A 17,471-nucleotide genomic window follows, 5' to 3' on the forward strand; every position below is an offset into this window, starting at 1 on the left:
AGGCGGGATACGTATGCCCTTTTTTTGAAGAAAAATGACCGTTTTACTTCTATTGAATTAAAAATCTGGATGTAAATTGAAAATCTGGATGAAAAGGCAAAAAAAATCGGGATAATTAATTTTCCAGAGCCTCGCTCAAGGGTATATTTTTATTTTGGCAGAGGCTCTATACGAATGTATGATAAAACCGCCATAGAAAATAACAGTTTTCTTATATCTTTTAACGAAAATCTCCGGCTTTTTTCGGAGATACCGAGAAAAAGGCAAAATTTTTTATAATTCAACTATGAAGCGGAGAGCACCCTGTTTCTTCTGAGTAAACTAAATTATGGAAAAATTATCTGCATGGCTGTTAAGATAAGAAATGCACGCAGGAAGATGGCAAGCTGGAAAAAGTATGTGTAAAATTTTACTCGAAGGGCAGATGAGTGGAAAAAAATGGGAAGACGCTCTATCATTTAAATGTACGCTTGTGGGCGAATACATTTAGAAAGAGGTCTTCCTATGGATATTATATCAATAATTGCTAGATTATTAAAGGATACAAAAAGTCTTATTGAATTTGAAGAACAAGTTAAAATTCTGATCCAGAATGCCTTTACGCAATGGGTTGGGGAAATATTTGAGACGTTAGATAAAACAATTAAGCAAAAAAAGCTGGAGGATGGCTGGGAGTACTGCCGGAGTGATAACAGAAGCATTCAGTTTTTATTTGGAAATGTGACCTTTAAACGTTCACTAATGCATGACCAGAAAGGGAATTCACATTATCCTCTGGATGAATGGTTAGGGCTTTTACCATACCAACGATACAGCCCGTTAGTGGAATTAAAGGTGGCAGAGTTGGCAAGTGAGAACACCTATCGGGAAGTAGCTGATATTTTAAAAGAGTGGACAGCAGTGAGTCTTAGTCACACAACTGTAGGGAACATGGTAAAACACGTAGGGAAAACTCAGGCGGAAGCCGATAAGGCACTTGTAGAAGAGCTAGAAATAGCTGTTTCCCTGCCTGAGGGGAAGAAGGTAGACTACCTGTTTTCTGAAGCAGATGGTGTATTCGTTCGGGGACTAAAAAAGAAACAGAGTATGGAAGTCCACCACGCCATTCTCTATGAGGGATGGCAAACCAATGGTAAAAGGGTCTCCCTGCGTCAGCCCACAGTCATCATGACAACGGAAGCCATCCAGACATTTTGGGATGAAGTCCAAGCCACAGCTGCCAACACCTGCTCCCTCGAAAAAACGCATGTCATTACAAACAGTGATGGAGGTGCGGGATACACAGCTGAACGGTTTCAAACAGCTTTCTCACAGTCGGAATTTCCGGTGCTCAACCAGCTGGATACCTACCACGTTGCACAAGCCATCATAAGGACATTTGGGGGCGGAAAGAGCGAGATCAAGGAGCAAATTAGAAAAGCGATTAGAACGCATGACCTGGACCAATTCACGTTATATTTGGATACGCACGAAAGCACCTTGACGGATAAAAAGGCTCTCAAGAAAATCAAGGAATTCCGTTCGTATATCTTGAAAAACTGGGACCGCATTTTTGACTGGAGAGACAGGGTGAAAAACGTGCCGGAAGGTGCGAGAGGCCTAGGAGCGATGGAATCGAATCAAAGGCATATCTCCTTCAGGATGAAAAAAAGGGGCATGCATTGGAGTGAACTTGGCGCAGAAGCCATGGTGAAAATCAAACAAGGCATACTCAATGGGACATTGAGAGAAGTCTATCTGAAACACCGTTCAAGAAGCGAGAGAAAGCAACGGAACTTGAAACAATTAATCAGGATGTCTCAACTACTCAAGCAGCCTGTACGCCCGTCAGTGGGCGTAAAGCACGGATCAGTTGCCCTGCATTCAAGCAGTTCATCGGCAATGGGACATTTAAGCAAAATATTAGAGCTTTCGTTTTAAGCTTGGCTCAGTGGGGACTGATCGTTGAGGCGCGCGAAATTTACGAGACTCCTGCGGGAAAAGCGAGCCAGGAGAGACCCCGCAGCGAGGTACGAGCGAGGAGGCTCGCCGGCCGCCCGCGGAAAGCGAGTGAATTTCGCGCGCCTCAACATCCCCGTTATCCATCTTTATACGGAAATATTACATCTTTTCCGAAAATTACACCGAGCAAGTAAAGCACGGTAGCCGAAAGTGTACAAAAAGAGTGTCTTGGAATACCCGATATTTAAACCTTGTCGAGAAAAACTTGACACATACTGGAAAAATGGATGGCTGGTTTTCCCCCTGAAATGCGTTAAAATAAATGTATGGCACTTTATCGCGCACAGAGGAGGGAAACATGGACAAGCAACCTTTGCATAAATTTTACGAAAAAAATCGACTTGAAAGAATCAAGGCACTGGAACAGGCGAAGGCCATTTCAGCCGAAGATGCCGCGCTGCTTGAAAAAGGGCTTGTGCTGCCGGATGAAACGGCGGACCATATGATTGAAAACCAGATTGCCAAATATGAATTGCCATATGGTACGGCATTGAACTTTCTGATTGACGGAAAAGAGTATGTCGTCCCGATGGCGATTGAGGAGCCTTCTGTTGTGGCGGCGGCAAGTTCGGCGGCAAAAATCATCAACAAGGCAGGCGGTTTCCGGACGACAGTGAGCAGCCGTATGATGATCGGGCAGGTGGCGTTAATGGACGTTCCGGATCCGATCCGTGCGAAAACGGTGATTATGGCCCATGCGGAAGATATTTTGCAAACGGCGAATGAGGCCAAGCCTTCGATTGTGAAGCGGGGCGGCGGAGCCCGGAAACTGGAAGTCCGCCTGATCCCGGCTGATGAAAAAGCCGGCACGCCTGCTTTTTTTGTTGTCCATCTCCATATTGATACGCGGGAAGCAATGGGTGCGAATATCATCGACACCATGGCGGAGGCGATCAAACCGCATTTGGAAGAGTGGACAGGGGGACGGGCGTTAATGGGCATTCTTTCCAATTATGCCACTGAGTGCCTGGCAACGGCCGAGTGCCGGATACCCGTGCCATTGCTTGAAAAAAACGGCATGCCCGGTGAAGAAGTCCGCGACCGGATCATTGAAGCCGCCCAATTTGCATACGCGGATCCTTACCGGGCTGCGACGCATAACAAAGGCATTATGAACGGCGTTGATGCCGTTGTGATCGCAACTGGGAACGACTGGCGCGCGATTGAAGCGGGCGCCCATGCCTATGCAGCAAGGTCCGGCAAGTATCGTTCCCTTTCTACTTGGAGCAAAGCAGAAAACGGAGACCTGCTTGGCAGCCTCACCCTTCCGCTTCCGGTCGGGACAGTCGGCGGCCAGATCAGCATCCACCCTGCTGCCGGTTTCAGCAAGCGGTTGCTGGGTTACCAAAATGCGAAAGAACTGGAATCGATCATTGTCTCCGCTGGGCTTGGCCAGAACTTTTCCGCCATCAAAGCCCTTGTCACAGACGGCATTCAAAAAGGGCATATGGCCCTGCACGCCAAATCGCTGGCCATCAGTGCAGGCGCCTCCGGAAGCGAAATTGACCGGGTTGCAGAAAAACTAAAACAAAGCGGGACAATTGATCTTGCTACGGCAAAGAAAATTTTAAAAGAAATCAGAGGATGACAGGCGGGGCACTGAACAGAAATAGGAAGAAAAAAACACGCGGGTATGAAAAACGGCGCCAAGAATACCGAGGTACTGAACAAAATATAGAAAAAAAACGGTGAGACACGATTATGGTGATGTCCCACCGTTTTCTTCTTTTGGAGCTTTTCAGCGGCTTCTGGCAGGCAGGCGGTTTTTCCTAAAGCTGGATGGAACCACTGAGGCCCGTGCTTACGGCGACATCTCCGTTTTTGAAAAGTGGCCTGCGCTTATTCTCTTTAGCAAAAACGAGAGGCACGCTTTAAGCATGCCTCTCGTTTTTACATGTTTTTATTAATGTATTGCCGCTTGTGCCCTTCGATTCCGGCAAGGCAAACGGTGGCCGGATCCTCGTTCACCGGCAAGGTAACGGCCGATCCGTCGTTTGGAAGCGATGTTGTAAAAATGGCTTCGTATTCGGCAACGCTAATTTCTTTCCGCGCATCGAGCATTTGCTGATGGCGCGCCGGCTGCAAGGCTTCACGATAGCCCGGCTGCAAGATCCCGGCAAAAAATTCCCCGACTGCGCCGGACCCGTAGCTGTACAGGCCGATCCTCGCACCTGCTTCTATCTTTGTATTTTGTTCAAGCAGGGAAAGCAAGCTCAAATACAAAGCGCCGGTATAAATGTTCCCGACGATTTTGTTATAACTTTTGCTTGTTTCATAATGGGCAAGAAGCCTTTCGCGCCCGTCTTCATCCGTTTCATCCAGCACCGTTCTCAGCGCTTTTAAGCCCATTTTTGTATATGGCATATGGAAACAAATGGCTTCGAAGTCACTTAACGTAAAGCCGGTTTTTTCTCTGTACTGCTGCCAGACGGTCTGGAAGAAACCGATGTACTTTTCATTGGAAAACTTGCCGTCCACATAAGCGGAATCCGAATAGACCGGCCGCCAAAAGTCCATGATGTCTTCCGTATGGTACACGCTCGGTTCTTCGATCGCAAGGATGTTCGGATGGGCGCTTACGACCATGGCGACGGCGCCCGCCCCTTGGGTGACCTCTCCTGAAGTATTCAATCCGTATCTGGAAATATCCGACCCGAGCACGAGCGCTTTGCTTTCCGGATGCAGGGCGATATGCCCTCTTGCCATTTGCAGCCCTGCCGTAGCACCGAAGCATGCTTCTTTCACTTCAACGGCCCGCACTTCCGGTTTTAAACCGAGCAGGCGGTGCACATAAATTGCGGCTGCCTTCGAGTGGTCGACGCCGGATTCCGTGCCGAAAATAACAAAATCAATTTTTTCTTTATCTTCGTCTGTTAAAATTTCGAGCGCCGCATTGGCTGCGAGCGTCACCGCGTCCTGGGTCACCGGGGCGACAGCCATTTTTTCCTGGCCGATCCCGATTAAAAATTTTCCGGGGTCCTCATTCCTGGCAAGTGCCAGTTTTTCCATGTCAACATATAAATGCGGGGTATAAAACCCGATCTTGTCTATTCCGATTTGCAACAGCTATTCACACCTTTTTTACAGGAATTGTAATTGAAATTTGAGAAACTGTACTAAATAATTTAATATAAACGGTGTCGAAATACAACTTATCACGACACACTGACACCTTCCCATTATAGTACAAGTTGCAAAGATTGTGGATGGGAAATGACAGAGAGGGAGTAAACGTATATGCATGAAGTTGCGATTATCAGCGCCGTCCGGACCCCGATCGGGAAATTCGGCGGCAGTTTAAAAGATATATCCGCTGTGGAACTGGGCGCGATTGCCGCAGAAGAAGCGATCCGGCGCGCCGGCGTTTCTGCACGGGAGGTCCATTATGCCGTTTTTGGCAATGTTCTTTCGGCTGGCCTCGGCCAAAACCCGGCCCGGCAAATGGCAGTCAGAGCCGGCATTCCGTATGAAGTGCCTGCCGTCACCGTGAATGAAGTGTGCGGCTCCGGATTGAAAGCTGTGCTGCTTGCTGCCCAGATGATTCAGCTTGGCGAGGCGAAAATAACGGTTGCTGGCGGGGCGGAAAACATGTCGCGTGCGCCTTATCTTGCAGAGCAGGCACGCTGGGGCCATAAGCTTGGCAATATGGCGATGGCAGACAGTATGCTGCGCGACGGCCTGACGGATGCATTTGAAGGCATCCATATGGGTTTGACGGCGGAAAAAGTGGCGGAGCAATTCGGCATTTCCCGCGAAGAACAGGACCGTTTTGCGCTTCAATCCCAGCAAAAAGCCGCGCAGGCACAAAAGGCCGGCCGCTTCAAAGACGAAATTGTGCCGGTAAAAGTAAAACAGAGAAGAAGCGAAATGCTGTTTGCCGATGATGAGCATATCCGCCCCGATACGACGCTTGGCGGGCTCGCGAAGCTGAAACCCGCTTTTCTCCAAGATGGCACTGTCACAGCGGGAAATGCTTCGGGGATCAATGACGGCGCAGCTGCAGTTGTTTTAATGGAAAAATCACTTGCGGATGAAAAAAAGATTCCTTATCTCGGGGTCATCAAAGGGTATGCAGAAGCAGGAACGGACCCTTCCATCATGGGGTATGCCCCTTATTACGCAATTCAAAAGCTGCTTGAAAAGACCGGTGTATCCCTGGAAGAAGTGGATTTAATCGAGCTGAACGAAGCTTTTGCCTCCCAAAGCCTTGCCGTTATCAGGGATTTGGGGCTTAATCCGGAAAAAGTCAATGTCAACGGCGGCGCGATTGCACTGGGGCATCCGATCGGGGCATCCGGCGCAAGAATTCTCGTTTCACTTTTATATGAAATGGAAAAAAGAAATGTGCGCACCGGCCTCGCCTCGCTCTGTGTCGGTGGCGGCATCGGCGTTTCGATGCTGGTCGGGCGCACGTGACATCGCTGGGATTTTACCTGGTTTTTGGAAAGATGTAGAAAATCTTTGTCAGGCGCAAAACTTTTCCGCTATTACTCTTGCATGAAATGAAAAAAAGAAATGTGTGCACCGGCCTCGCCTCGCTTTGTGTCGGTGGCGGCCTTGGCATTTCGATGTTGGTCGGGCGCACGTAACATCGCTGGGATTTGGCAAGAACAGGAAAAGCCCTGCCTGATGCAGGGCTTTTCCTCTATTTTTGTTCCGGATAGGATTTTTCCACCTGGTCAGGATAACGTAAGGACTTCATATTTGGATGCTAATTCTGCAAATTGTGCCATGCTGCTGATTTTTCCAGCTGCAAGTTTTTCGTTTAGCCCATAAAAGTCCACACAGGTTTTACAAGCAAGAACGTCCACGCCTTTTTCCTCCAATTCTTTCAATTGAAGGGAAACGAGCGAGTCTTCTGTTAACGTAAACACACCGCGGTTTACGCAAAACACAGCGGCTGGCAGTTCTTCCTTTTGCTTCAGGATAGTAAAGAAGGTTTCCAACAATCCTTCCCCTAATTCTTGTTCCCCTTTTCCAAGCTGATCTGAAGCAAGCAAAATAACTTTGTTTTTCAATGTCTCCACCTCACTGGCTTTCTTTCTATTTTAGCAAATCCTGCCAGACTTTTCCCGTGCCAGATATGGCGGCTGCCACAAGCCCGGGGCGTTCAGTGCCGCAGTTTCTTTAACCATTTATTTGGGTGCCTAGCGGTTGAGGGTATTTTTGAGCAAAAGCAGATGAACAATCTTATAGAATAACGCCAGGATGCAAAAGAGGATCGGATAAGCAATAGCAGAATACACAGGTTTCCAGCCATTGTAGTAAAACGTACCCGTCATGATGAACAAAAACTCAAAAACCATCGCCACGATCGTCCATCCTGCAATATAGAGAAACCGGGCACGGAACCGGTTTGGAAAAAAGTTGATAAAGAGAATATTGATGGCCGGATAAATCCCAAACAAATAATAAAGGCTTTTCCAGTCGACGCCTTTTGTAAAATATCCAAAAAGATCATATTTGATATCCAGAAATAAATTGACGATTAATTCAAGGTACATGGCAAACAGGGTGGTGCACAGCATTTCAATGCCGCTAAATTTTTTTGGCATGAGAAAAGCAAACAGATTCAGGACAATCATCAAGATGATAAGGAATACCATGCTTCAACACCCCGATTCCAGGATTGGCTTTTTCTTATCCTTTCCTATTTTGGCCGGGAGATTACAAAAAATCGCACATTCCGGAAACCCGGTTAAAGGACGCTCGCCTTATTCTTTGTTATAATTTTACAAGAATAACGTAAACAAAGGGGGATGGCTCGGTTGGCGAAAAAAGTATTGGTATACAGCGAACTGTCTGGGGATTTGATTGAAAAGCTGAAGGAAACATTTGAAGTACGCTACATACCGGGGGGCAAGGATATTTCCGATCTTCTGCCTGACTTAGCGGAAGCGGACGGGCTGCTTGGTTCCTGGCTCCGGGCAGGAAAAGAATTGCTGGACCACGCACCGGCCTTGAAAATCATCAGCAATATAACGGTCGGATATGACAATCTCGATATCCCGTTGCTAACAGAGCGGGGGATTATGGCAACCAATACGCCGGGTGTGCTCGATGAAACAACAGCGGATACCATCTTTGGCTTGATGCTTGCAGCGGCGCGGCGATTTACGGAACTGGACCGGCTTGTCAAAACCGGGAATTGGAAAGCGCCTGTTTCTACTGAACATTACGGCATTGATATCCACCATAAGACGCTTGGCATCATCGGCATGGGCAGAATCGGAAACAAAATTGCGAAACGGGCCCATTTCGGTTTTGATATGGACATTTTATACCATAACCGTTCCCGTGACCCGGAAGCCGAGCAGCTGTATGATGCGGTATACTGTGAGCTTGATGAACTGCTGGAAAAATCTGATTTCATTTGCCTGATGGTGCCGCTTACCCCGGAAACGCACCGGCTAATCGGGGAACAGGAATTCAAATTGATGAAGAAAACGGCCGTTTTTGTCAATGGTTCAAGGGGCACGACAGTAGACGAAGCGGCGCTTGTCAAAGCCCTTCAGGAAAAAACAATTTATGCGGCCGGCCTTGATGTGTATGAACAGGAACCCGTTTCGCCGGATAACCCGCTTTTAAAAATGGACAATGTCGTCACCCTTCCGCACGTTGGCTCTGCTACACACGAAACACGCTATGCAATGGCAAAACTGGCGGTTGAAAATCTCACGAAAGGGCTGCTTGGAGAATGTCCGCCCAATTTGATTAACCGGGAAGTTTTTCGCAGCCGGGCGTAATCACGTACACTTGCTGAACGATTCCGATTCGGTCGGCAAGCGCTGTTTTGTTTTGGTATGATGCAGGGAAAGCCTGAAAGACACGGGCGAAGGGAACGGTTCTAACACACATTGTTGTATTTTTATAATGGGCGTCCCCAGCCGGATTGCTTGCCGGGGAACGCCACTGTTTTTACGGCGGGAGCATCCGCTTTTTTTATTTTCCAAGGGGTATATCAATGAGTAAGCGGGGATGTAGACAAACCGTAAGTCTATGTAATAGAATGAGAAACAATTGTTCTTTTTTTTTGGCAGATTTATTTTAAAAAAATATCCAACGCCGGCCTGATTCGACCAAGAGAGATCCTTATAAGGAATGGAACCGAGTGTAAAACGGTTGTCAGTGTGGAAATCCCGCAAAATTGTTAAAAGGTGAACCTAGAGGGCCCTATGTTAAGAAAGGGAGCCAAATTTGTCTTGTATCTTAACATAGAGTGGCTCTGCGTTAAGGAAGCAGGCGAAATCTGCTGTGTATCTTAACATAGAAGTGTTCTATGTTAAGGAAGGGAGTCGAATTTGTCTTGTATCTTAACATAGAGTGGTTCTACGTTAAGGAAGCAGGCGAAGTCTGTCTTGTATCTTAACATAGAAGGGCTCTACGTTAAGGAAGCAGCTGAAATTTGCCGCGTATCTTAACATAGAGAGGCTCTACGTTAAGGAAGCAGCTGAAATTTGCCGTGTATCTTAACATAGAGAGGCTCTACGTTAAGGAAGCAGCTGAAATCTGTCTTGTATCTTAACATAGAAGGGCTCTACGTTAAGGAAGCGAGCCAAACCTTCGCCGTATCTTAACATAGAGAGGCTCTACGTTAAGGAAGCAAGCCAAATCCGCCGCGTATCTTAACATAGAGAGGCTCTACGTTAAGAAAGGGAGCCAAATTTGTCTTGTATCTTAACATAGAAGGGCTCTACGTTAAGGAAGCGCGCAAAATTTTGGTTAAAAGTAGACACAGATAGGTTATATATGAAGGAACAGGCCGATATTTTGCCAAAAATAAACGTGGACCGTGCTTAGTCTACGAATTCACCAAAAATTTGCCGGAAAATGAACGCAGAAGCATTTTATTCCGAAAACCCGGTGCAGTTCAAGTGCCGGATAATCGAGAATTCAATGATAAAGGAGAGATAAAATGATCCGGTTTGAACATGTATCGAAACAGTTTCCAAACGGGACCCTTGCTGTAAAGTCTTTGGATTTGGAAATAGAAAAAGGGGAATTTTTCGTTCTGATCGGCCCGAGCGGCTCCGGGAAGACGACAACATTAAAAATGATCAACCGCCTCATCGAACTGTCAAAAGGCTGGGTCCGAATCAACGGAAAGAAAATCAGCGATTATGATATTCATGAACTTCGCTGGGATATCGGATACGTGCTCCAACAAATTGCGCTTTTCCCGCATATGACCATCGCGGAAAATATTGCAATTGTGCCCGAACTGAAAAACTGGGACAAAAAAAGAATCCATGCCCGTGTCGATGAGCTGCTGGAAATGGTGGGCCTGGACCCGGAGGAATACCGGAACCGGAAACCCCATGAACTTTCCGGAGGGCAGCAGCAAAGAGTGGGCGTTCTAAGGGCTTTGGCTGCCGACCCGGAAATCATTTTGATGGATGAGCCATTCAGCGCGCTCGATCCGTTCAGCCGGGAAAAATTGCAGGATGATGTGCTTGAAATTCAACAGAGGCTGAAAAAAACAATCGTTTTTGTCACCCATGATATGCGGGAAGCATTAAAGCTCGGGGACCGGATTTGTCTCATGAAAGACGGGGAAATCGTTCAGGTTGGGACGCCGCATGAATTTTTAACCAACCCCGTGAACGATTTTGTGCGCGAATTTGTCGGGAATAAACAGGTGCCGGTCCGCGTGGAGGAACTCATGGTCCCGGTTACAGACGAACAGGCATTATTGCCCCATACGAAAACCGTTTCTTTACAGGCTCCATTGGCAGAGGTATTCGAACAGCTGGCCTCGTTTGAACAGATTGCCGTTATGGATGGCGGAAAAACGGTCGGGGTGATCAACCGGCCGCACGCCATGAAAGCCATGTCACAATACTTAAGGGATGGAGGCCGGATGCATGAGTAGTTTTATCAACACCTTTTCAGACCGGAGATCCCAGCTTTTGGACGCCCTTTTACAACATATAGAAATTTCATTAATTGCGCTTTTTTTCTCGTTATTGATCGCGATCCCGCTCGGCATTTATTTAACACGTAAACAAAAAATCGCGGAAACCATCATTGGCATAACCGGCGTGCTGCAAACCATTCCTTCTTTGGCTTTGCTTGGCCTGTTAATCCCGCTTTTTGGCATAGGGACCGTCCCGGCCGTGATTGCGCTCGTCGCTTATGCCCTGCTTCCGCTTTTGCGCAACACCTATACCGGCATTAAAGAAATCGATCCTTCGTTATTGGAAGCAGCAAGGGCGATGGGAATGAACAGAAGAAAACGGCTGATCAAAGTGGAGCTCCCTCTGGCCATGCCGGTGATCATGGCGGGGATCCGGACGGCTGCCATTTTGATTATCGGAACAGCGACGATTGCGGCGCTGATCGGAGCCGGCGGATTGGGCGACATTATCCTGCTTGGCATCGACCGGAATGATTATGCCCTTGTCATCCTCGGCGCCATTCCTGCGGCCCTGTTGGCCATTCTTTTCGATGTTTTGCTCCGGCAGCTTGAAAAAGTTTCTTTTAAGAAGATGATGGTGGCATCCGGCATTTTTATCTTGATGATCGTGTTGATCGTTGGTTCACTGGTTGCGCCAAACTTGCTTCATAAAGACGGGCAAAAAACGATTGTGATTGCCGGCAAGCTGGGGTCGGAACCGGAAATTCTGGACAATATGTACAAGTTGCTGATTGAAGAGAACACAGATTTAAAAGTGAAGTTAAAAACAGGGTTGGGCGATACAACCTTTGTTTTCAATGCGTTGCAGTCAAAGGATATCGATCTTTATCCGGAATTTTCCGGGACAGCCATCGTCAACCTGCTGAAAGAGAACCCTGTTAGCACAGACAGCAGGGAAGTGTATGCACAAGCCAAAGAAGGTATGGCCAAAAAATACAACATGGCATTGTTACACCCGATGAAATTTAATGATACTTATGCGATAGCGGTTCCGCAAAGTTTTGCAAAGAAATACCATTTGAAAAAGATATCGGACCTTGTAAATGTCGAGCAGTACGTAAAAGCCGGGTTCAGCCCCGAATTTGCCGATATCAAAGACGGGTATCCCGGTTTGTCAAAAAAATACGGATTGCATTTTCATGTGGTGACAATGGATCCGTCTGTACGGTATCATGCCATCCAACAAGGCAAAGTGAATCTGATGAACGCCTATTCCACAGATGGCGAACTACAAAGGTATCATCTGGTCGTTCTTGAAGATGACAAGCATTTCTTCCCGCCATACCAGGGTTCGCCTTTATTGCGGCAGGAAACGGTTGACAAATATCCGGAAATTGTGCCGGCATTAAACAAGCTGGCCGGGAAGATTACAAACACCCAAATGCAGAAAATGAATTATGAAGTCGGTGTCAAAGGCAAGAAAGCAGAAGATGTGGCAAGAGCCTTTTTAGTAAAAGAAGGGCTCCTGAAAAAGTGACCGGATTATGCCGGGGCGTGCCGCGGAAACGTTACGGTGCATCGTTGAATGCGTGAACCTGTTGTTGCAAAGGTAGTCCAAAGTTTTAATCTGTGCCGGGAATTTCGCCCCGTATCGGGTGGAAATTGCCCGGCACGAAATTTGTCTGCGATATAAAATGCACAAAATATTGCAGCCTGTTGCCTGCTGTAAAATGGAGTTATCATGCAAATGGGTGCTTGAGCTTATGGTAAAAGCTTAAGTTTATTTTTGCCCTCGTCCATCGACATGTTAGGTTATTCCACGATCCTGCCACAATTTTTCAATTCCCTGCCCTAGCATCAGCATATCTAGTAGTCTGCCCCTTGCCTCTTCAATCAATGCCTGAATCGTATTTTCCCACCCCATGAAACACCGGCAGCATTTTATTTCTGGGAAAAAGAAAGCGCTATTGACAAACTTGTATATACAGGATATGATGAGAATGTAAGATGTATATACAAGATTACGAGTAAATGAAAACGGTTTTGTGAAATAAAGTGAGGTGGCAATCATGTTTAAATTATTTCAAAAGAAGCCAAAGGAAGAACGTATTTTTGCTCCGGTAAGAGGGCAGGTTGTTGCCATTGAAGAAGTGCCGGACCCAACTTTTTCCGAAAAAATGATGGGGGACGGCATTGCGGTAAAACCAACCGAAGGCCTCCTTGTGGCGCCATTTGACGGGGAAGTGGTGCAAGTCTTCCCGACGAAGCATGCCATCGGGCTGCGCGGCGCATCCGGGCTGGAACTTTTAATTCATATCGGGTTGGAAACGGTTACATTAAACAGGGAAGGATTTGAAACCGCTGTAAAAGCTGGAGATAAGGTGAAAAAAGGCGATACGCTCATCACTTTTGACCTGGAATGGATTCAAGAAAAAGCGGCGGATTCGATCACATCCATCGTGGTGACAAATGGCGAGGCGGTTCATCTTGACAAAAAAACAAGTTTGGATGCCGTGCCGGGAGAAACGGTGGTCATGACGGCCCAATTGTAAGATCGCCAATAAGACAGGAGGAACGACAACATGGCGAAAATCAGCAATGAATCTGTAAAACAAATTGTTGAAGCAGTAGGTGGAAAAGACAATATTGCCGCGGCAACGCACTGTGTGACACGGCTGCGGTTTGCATTAAAAGATGAAGGAAAAGTAGACAAAGAAAAGCTCGGGAAAATCGAACTTGTCAAAGGTTCTTTTTCAGCAAACGGGCAGTACCAGGTTGTGATTGGCCAGGGGACAGTGGACAAAGTATATGACAAAATGGTTGAGCTGACGGGCATCGGGCACGCTTCAAAAGAAGATGTGAAAAACGAAGCCGCAAAGAAAATGAATCCGCTTCAACGGTTTGTCAAAATGCTTTCCGATATTTTCATCCCGATTTTGCCGGCCATCGTGACAGCTGGTTTGTTAATGGGGTTAAACAATCTTTTGACAGGCCGGGGCATTTTTTACGCCCATAAGTCTTTTATCCAGGTTCACGAAAGCTGGGCCGGGCTTGCGGACATGATTAACATCATTGCCAATACCGCATTCACGTTCCTGCCAATCCTAATCGGCTGGTCGGCTGTGAAACGGTTCGGCGGCAATCCGCTTCTCGGGATTGTGCTCGGCGCAATGATGATCCATCCGGACTTATTGAATGCTTACTCATACGGTGAAGCACTGAAAAGCCACTCGATCCCGGTATGGAATCTGTTCGGCTGGCATGTCAATAAAATTGGCTATCAGGGGCAGGTGCTGCCGGTCCTCGTATCGTCCTTTATTTTGGCGAAACTGGAACTTTGGCTGAAAAAACGGATCCCGGATGCCATCCAGTTGCTGCTTGTCGCGCCCATTGCTTTGCTTGTAACCGGGTTTGTGACATTCGTTGCAGTCGGGCCGTTGACTTTCGGCATCGGGAACTGGATCACCGGCCTTGTCGTATATGTATTCAACCATGTGCCGGCAATCGGCGGCCTGCTTTACGGCGGCTGCTATGCGCTCCTTGTCATTACAGGGATGCACCAGGCTTTCCTTGCGGTCGACTTCCAGTTGATCTCAAGCGCCGGCGGCACGTATTTGTGGCCGATTCTCTGCATGTCCAATATTGCACAAGGTTCGGCCGCGCTTGCCATGATGTTTTTGGCAAAGAACAAAGTGGATAAAGGGATGGCCGGCACATCTTCCGTTTCTGCTTATCTCGGCATTACGGAACCGGCGATGTTCGGTGTCAATCTCCGCTTCAAATATCCGTTTGTTTGCGCACTAATCGGCTCAGCCATTGCAGGGATTGTACTGGCAACCGGACATGTGAAAGCCCCGGCAATCGGTGTTGGTGGGATCCCAGGATTCTTATCCATCTTCCCGCATTCGTGGGGAACGTTCTTTACCGGTATGGTGATCGTCATTGTCGTGCCGTTCGTGCTGACCTTCTTGTTCGGCAAATTAAAAAGACAAAAAGCATAAAGGACAGGGAAGCGGACTGTACAATGGCAGGCCGCTTTCCGGCTATAGTTCGCTTTAACGTCCAAATCATATTTCAAGCCTTCATGGCATTACTACGATAGCAATTCGGGAGTGGAAAAAATGGAACAACCTTGGTGGAAAAAAGCAGTTGTCTATCAAATTTATCCTAAAAGCTTTAAAGATACAAACGGGGATGGCATTGGCGACCTTGAAGGGGTTATTGAGAAACTGGATTATTTGAAAAAGCTTGGCATCGACGTCATCTGGCTGACGCCGGTTTATCCGTCCCCGCAGCGCGATAACGGGTATGACATCAGCGACTACTATGCCATTGATGAGACGTACGGTACGATGGAAATATTTGAGCAACTGCTTATAGAAGCGCATGCACGAAATATAAAAATCATGATGGACATCGTTGTCAACCATACTTCAACCGCGCACAGATGGTTTATCGAAAGCGCATCATCGAAAGACAACCCGTACAGGGATTACTACATTTGGCGGGACCCGAAAGACGGGAAAGAACCGAACAACTGGGTCTCCAAGTTCGGGGGGCCGGCATGGCAATACGATGAAAAAACCGGGCAATACTACCTGCACCTGTTTGATGTAACACAGGCCGATTTGAACTGGGAAAACGAAAAAGTCCGGGAAGAAGTCTACACCATGATGAAATTTTGGTTTGAAAAAGGGGTTGACGGCTTCCGCCTTGATGTCATCAATTTGATTTCCAAAAACCAGGATTTCCCCGATGATGACGGAACAGTCCCGCCGGGCGACGGGCGCAAATTTTATACGGACGGCCCGCGCATCCATGCATTTTTGCATGAAATGAACGAGAAAGTGTTTTCAAAATATAATGCGATGACTGTCGGGGAAATGTCTTCAACCACGATTGAAAACAGCATCCGCTATACGAACCCGGCTTCCCGTGAGCTGGACATGGTGTTTCAGTTTCATCATTTGAAGGTCGATTACGAAAACGGCGACAAGTGGACGGCTGCCGATTTTGATTTTCTAGCACTGAAAAAGATTCTGTCCACATGGCAGACGCGCATGCATAAAGGTGGCGGCTGGAACGCCTTATTCTGGTGCAATCACGACCAGCCGAGAATCGTATCAAGATACGGCGATGACGGCAAGTACCGGGTGGAATCGGCGAAAATGCTGGCAACGGCAATCCATATGATGCAGGGAACGCCTTATATTTACCAGGGGGAAGAAATCGGCATGACCAATCCGCATTTTGACCGGATTGAACAGTACCGGGATGTCGAGTCCCTTAATATGTACAACATTTTACAAAGCCGCGGAAAAAGCCATGCGGAAATCATGGAAATCTTAATGCGGAAATCAAGGGACAATTCGCGTACGCCGATGCAATGGGACAGTACGAAAAACAGCGGGTTTACTGAAGGCACGCCATGGATTGCGGTCGCTTCCAACTACCCTGATATTAACGTAGAAAAAGCGCTGAAAGATCCAAACTCCGTTTTTTACCATTATCAAAAACTCATTCAGTTAAGAAAAACGTATGATGTCATCACAGATGGGGACTTTCAGCTATTGCTTCCGGATCATCCGCGAATCTTTGCTTATTTGCGGACAAGTGAAGACAGCAAGCTGCTGGTCGTGAATAATTTTTACGGAGAACCGGTGCAGTTTGAGCTGCCGGGTACACTGGACGGGGCAGCTGAAATATTGATTTCCAACTATCCCGATTCTTCTCTGGATTTTCATTCTTTCACCCTGCGTCCGTATGAATCTGTTGTGTACTTTTTGACAAAATCGTAATGCCGTTTTTGCCATGGTACAATACAAGTGGTGATCACAAATGAAAGAAAACAAGTATTACACGATTTACCATCAGCTTGCTGAAAAAATCGAAAACGGGGAGATGGAAGCAGGCAGCCTCCTGCCATCCGAGCATATTTTGGCGGAACAATTCGGGGCTTCAAGGGAGACGATCCGGAAAGCCCTCAATCTGTTATCCCAGAATGGCTATATTCAAAAAATCCGGGGAAAAGGTTCTGTTGTACTGGACGTAAAAAAGTTTGATTTTCCGGTTTCAGGACTTGTCAGCTTCCGTGAAATTGCGGAAAGCTCGGGGAAACCATGGCGCACGTATGTCCATGAACTTGTCCTCATCAGACCCAACGATGCCCTGGCCCGGCAGTTGAAGATATCCGGAAAAGAAGAAGTATGGCAGGTGGTCCGGTCGCGGGAAATTGACTATGAGAACATCATTTTGGATAAGGATTACATCCGGAAAAAGTTTGTCCCGTCGATTACAAGAGATATTTGTGAAATCTCGCTTTACCAGTATTTTGAAAAAACGCTCGGCCTTGTGATCAGCTTTGCGAAAAAAGAAATCACGGTTGAAAAAGCAACAGAGGAAGACTACAAGTATCTGGACATGGGCGAGTACAATCATGTCGTCGTTGTCCGGAACCATGTTTATTTGGATGATGCCAGCCTTTTGCAATATACCGAATCGCGCCACCGGCTGGACAAATTCCGGTTTGTCGATTTCGCGAGGCGGGAGCACCGGTAAGCGGGTCTGTTTAAAAGCCAAGCGCAAAAAATACCCTGGCAGTGTTCGCCAGGGT

The 17,471-nt window shown here is 47.2% G+C and carries 13 protein-coding genes; 10 read left to right on the forward strand and 3 right to left on the reverse strand.

Translation table 11 applies throughout. From position 1 onward, the window contains the following. Nucleotides 1-504 precede the first annotated feature (504 nt). Together NSU00_RS01245 and NSU00_RS01250 are read left to right on the forward strand one after the other, a co-directional pair. Nucleotides 505-1,920, forward strand: a complete 1,416-nt coding sequence (locus NSU00_RS01245; RefSeq protein WP_340703241.1) for an ISLre2 family transposase — start codon at nucleotides 505-507, stop codon at nucleotides 1,918-1,920. A 379-nt stretch (nucleotides 1,921-2,299) separates the two neighbouring features. After that, nucleotides 2,300-3,589, forward strand: coding sequence for a hydroxymethylglutaryl-CoA reductase, degradative (locus tag NSU00_RS01250; RefSeq protein WP_104851093.1), 1,290 nt, complete (start codon nucleotides 2,300-2,302; stop codon nucleotides 3,587-3,589). Between the two features lie 302 nt (nucleotides 3,590-3,891). Here the strand turns inward: NSU00_RS01250 and NSU00_RS01255 are convergent, their stop codons facing one another. Continuing rightward, on the reverse strand, nucleotides 3,892-5,064 hold the full coding sequence (locus NSU00_RS01255) for a hydroxymethylglutaryl-CoA synthase (protein ID WP_340702186.1): 1,173 nt from the start codon (nucleotides 5,062-5,064) through the stop codon (nucleotides 3,892-3,894). Nucleotides 5,065-5,238: 174 nt separating this feature from the next. Here NSU00_RS01255 and NSU00_RS01260 point away from each other — a divergent pair, with 174 nt between their 5' ends. Continuing rightward, nucleotides 5,239-6,417 (forward strand): acetyl-CoA C-acetyltransferase, encoded by a 1,179-nt coding sequence (locus tag NSU00_RS01260; RefSeq protein ID WP_340703242.1) that lies wholly within the window; start codon nucleotides 5,239-5,241, stop codon nucleotides 6,415-6,417. A 263-nt stretch (nucleotides 6,418-6,680) separates the two neighbouring features. On the opposite strand, the gene NSU00_RS01265 is transcribed toward NSU00_RS01260, so the two are convergent. Together NSU00_RS01265 and NSU00_RS01270 are read right to left on the reverse strand one after the other, a co-directional pair. Continuing rightward, a complete protein-coding gene (locus NSU00_RS01265) occupies nucleotides 6,681-7,028 on the reverse strand; it encodes a DsrE family protein (protein WP_302467370.1) in 348 nt (115 codons plus the stop codon). A gap of 120 nt (nucleotides 7,029-7,148) precedes the next feature. Continuing rightward, a complete protein-coding gene (locus NSU00_RS01270) occupies nucleotides 7,149-7,607 on the reverse strand; it encodes a CBO0543 family protein (protein WP_340703243.1) in 459 nt (152 codons plus the stop codon). 162 nt (nucleotides 7,608-7,769) lie between these two features. Between NSU00_RS01270 and NSU00_RS01275 the strand changes: the two genes are divergently transcribed. The 7 genes from NSU00_RS01275 to treR all read left to right on the forward strand — a co-directional run bounded on the left by NSU00_RS01275 (nucleotide 7,770) and on the right by treR (nucleotide 17,416). Continuing rightward, entirely contained in the window at nucleotides 7,770-8,747 is a 978-nt protein-coding gene (locus tag NSU00_RS01275; protein WP_340703244.1) for a 2-hydroxyacid dehydrogenase, read from the forward strand. Nucleotides 8,748-9,916: 1,169 nt separating this feature from the next. Further along, the gene (opuFA, locus tag NSU00_RS01280; RefSeq protein WP_285957593.1) at nucleotides 9,917-10,873 is read left to right on the forward strand and encodes an osmoprotectant update ABC transporter ATP-binding subunit OpuFA; all 957 of its coding nucleotides are present in this window, start codon (nucleotides 9,917-9,919) and stop codon (nucleotides 10,871-10,873) included. After that, nucleotides 10,866-12,395, forward strand: a complete 1,530-nt coding sequence (opuFB, locus tag NSU00_RS01285) for an osmoprotectant update ABC transporter permease/substrate-binding subunit OpuFB (protein WP_041818619.1) — start codon at nucleotides 10,866-10,868, stop codon at nucleotides 12,393-12,395. Before opuFA ends, opuFB begins: the two co-directional genes overlap by 8 nt. A gap of 532 nt (nucleotides 12,396-12,927) precedes the next feature. After that, nucleotides 12,928-13,410, forward strand: a complete 483-nt coding sequence (locus tag NSU00_RS01290) for a PTS sugar transporter subunit IIA (RefSeq protein ID WP_328005159.1) — start codon at nucleotides 12,928-12,930, stop codon at nucleotides 13,408-13,410. Nucleotides 13,411-13,440: 30 nt separating this feature from the next. After that, nucleotides 13,441-14,859, forward strand: coding sequence for a PTS system trehalose-specific EIIBC component (treP, locus tag NSU00_RS01295; protein WP_019721055.1), 1,419 nt, complete (start codon nucleotides 13,441-13,443; stop codon nucleotides 14,857-14,859). Nucleotides 14,860-14,979: 120 nt separating this feature from the next. After that, complete coding sequence (gene treC, locus NSU00_RS01300) at nucleotides 14,980-16,656, forward strand: alpha,alpha-phosphotrehalase (RefSeq protein ID WP_340703245.1); 1,677 nt, start codon at nucleotides 14,980-14,982, stop codon at nucleotides 16,654-16,656. A gap of 40 nt (nucleotides 16,657-16,696) precedes the next feature. After that, nucleotides 16,697-17,416: a trehalose operon repressor gene (treR, locus tag NSU00_RS01305; protein ID WP_340703246.1), complete on the forward strand. Its 720-nt coding sequence runs from the start codon at nucleotides 16,697-16,699 to the stop codon at nucleotides 17,414-17,416. Nucleotides 17,417-17,471: the final 55 nt, after the last annotated feature.

This window comes from Weizmannia sp. FSL W8-0401, from assembly GCF_038009125.1.
GTDB lineage: Bacteria > Bacillota > Bacilli > Bacillales > Bacillaceae_C > Weizmannia > Weizmannia coagulans.

Excerpts from the sequence above, each read along its gene's own strand:
- opuFB (WP_041818619.1), top strand. The coding sequence starts at position 10,866 with ATGAGTAGTTTTATCAACACCTTTTCAGACCGGAGATCCCAGCTTTTG.
- NSU00_RS01270 (WP_340703243.1), bottom strand. The coding sequence starts at position 7,607 with ATGGTATTCCTTATCATCTTGATGATTGTCCTGAATCTGTTTGCTTTT.
- NSU00_RS01290 (WP_328005159.1), top strand. The coding sequence starts at position 12,928 with ATGTTTAAATTATTTCAAAAGAAGCCAAAGGAAGAACGTATTTTTGCT.
- NSU00_RS01260 (WP_340703242.1), top strand. The coding sequence starts at position 5,239 with ATGCATGAAGTTGCGATTATCAGCGCCGTCCGGACCCCGATCGGGAAA.
- opuFA (WP_285957593.1), top strand. The coding sequence starts at position 9,917 with ATGATCCGGTTTGAACATGTATCGAAACAGTTTCCAAACGGGACCCTT.
- treR (WP_340703246.1), top strand. The coding sequence starts at position 16,697 with ATGAAAGAAAACAAGTATTACACGATTTACCATCAGCTTGCTGAAAAA.
- treC (WP_340703245.1), top strand. The coding sequence starts at position 14,980 with ATGGAACAACCTTGGTGGAAAAAAGCAGTTGTCTATCAAATTTATCCT.
- NSU00_RS01245 (WP_340703241.1), top strand. The coding sequence starts at position 505 with ATGGATATTATATCAATAATTGCTAGATTATTAAAGGATACAAAAAGT.
- NSU00_RS01250 (WP_104851093.1), top strand. The coding sequence starts at position 2,300 with ATGGACAAGCAACCTTTGCATAAATTTTACGAAAAAAATCGACTTGAA.
- treP (WP_019721055.1), top strand. The coding sequence starts at position 13,441 with ATGGCGAAAATCAGCAATGAATCTGTAAAACAAATTGTTGAAGCAGTA.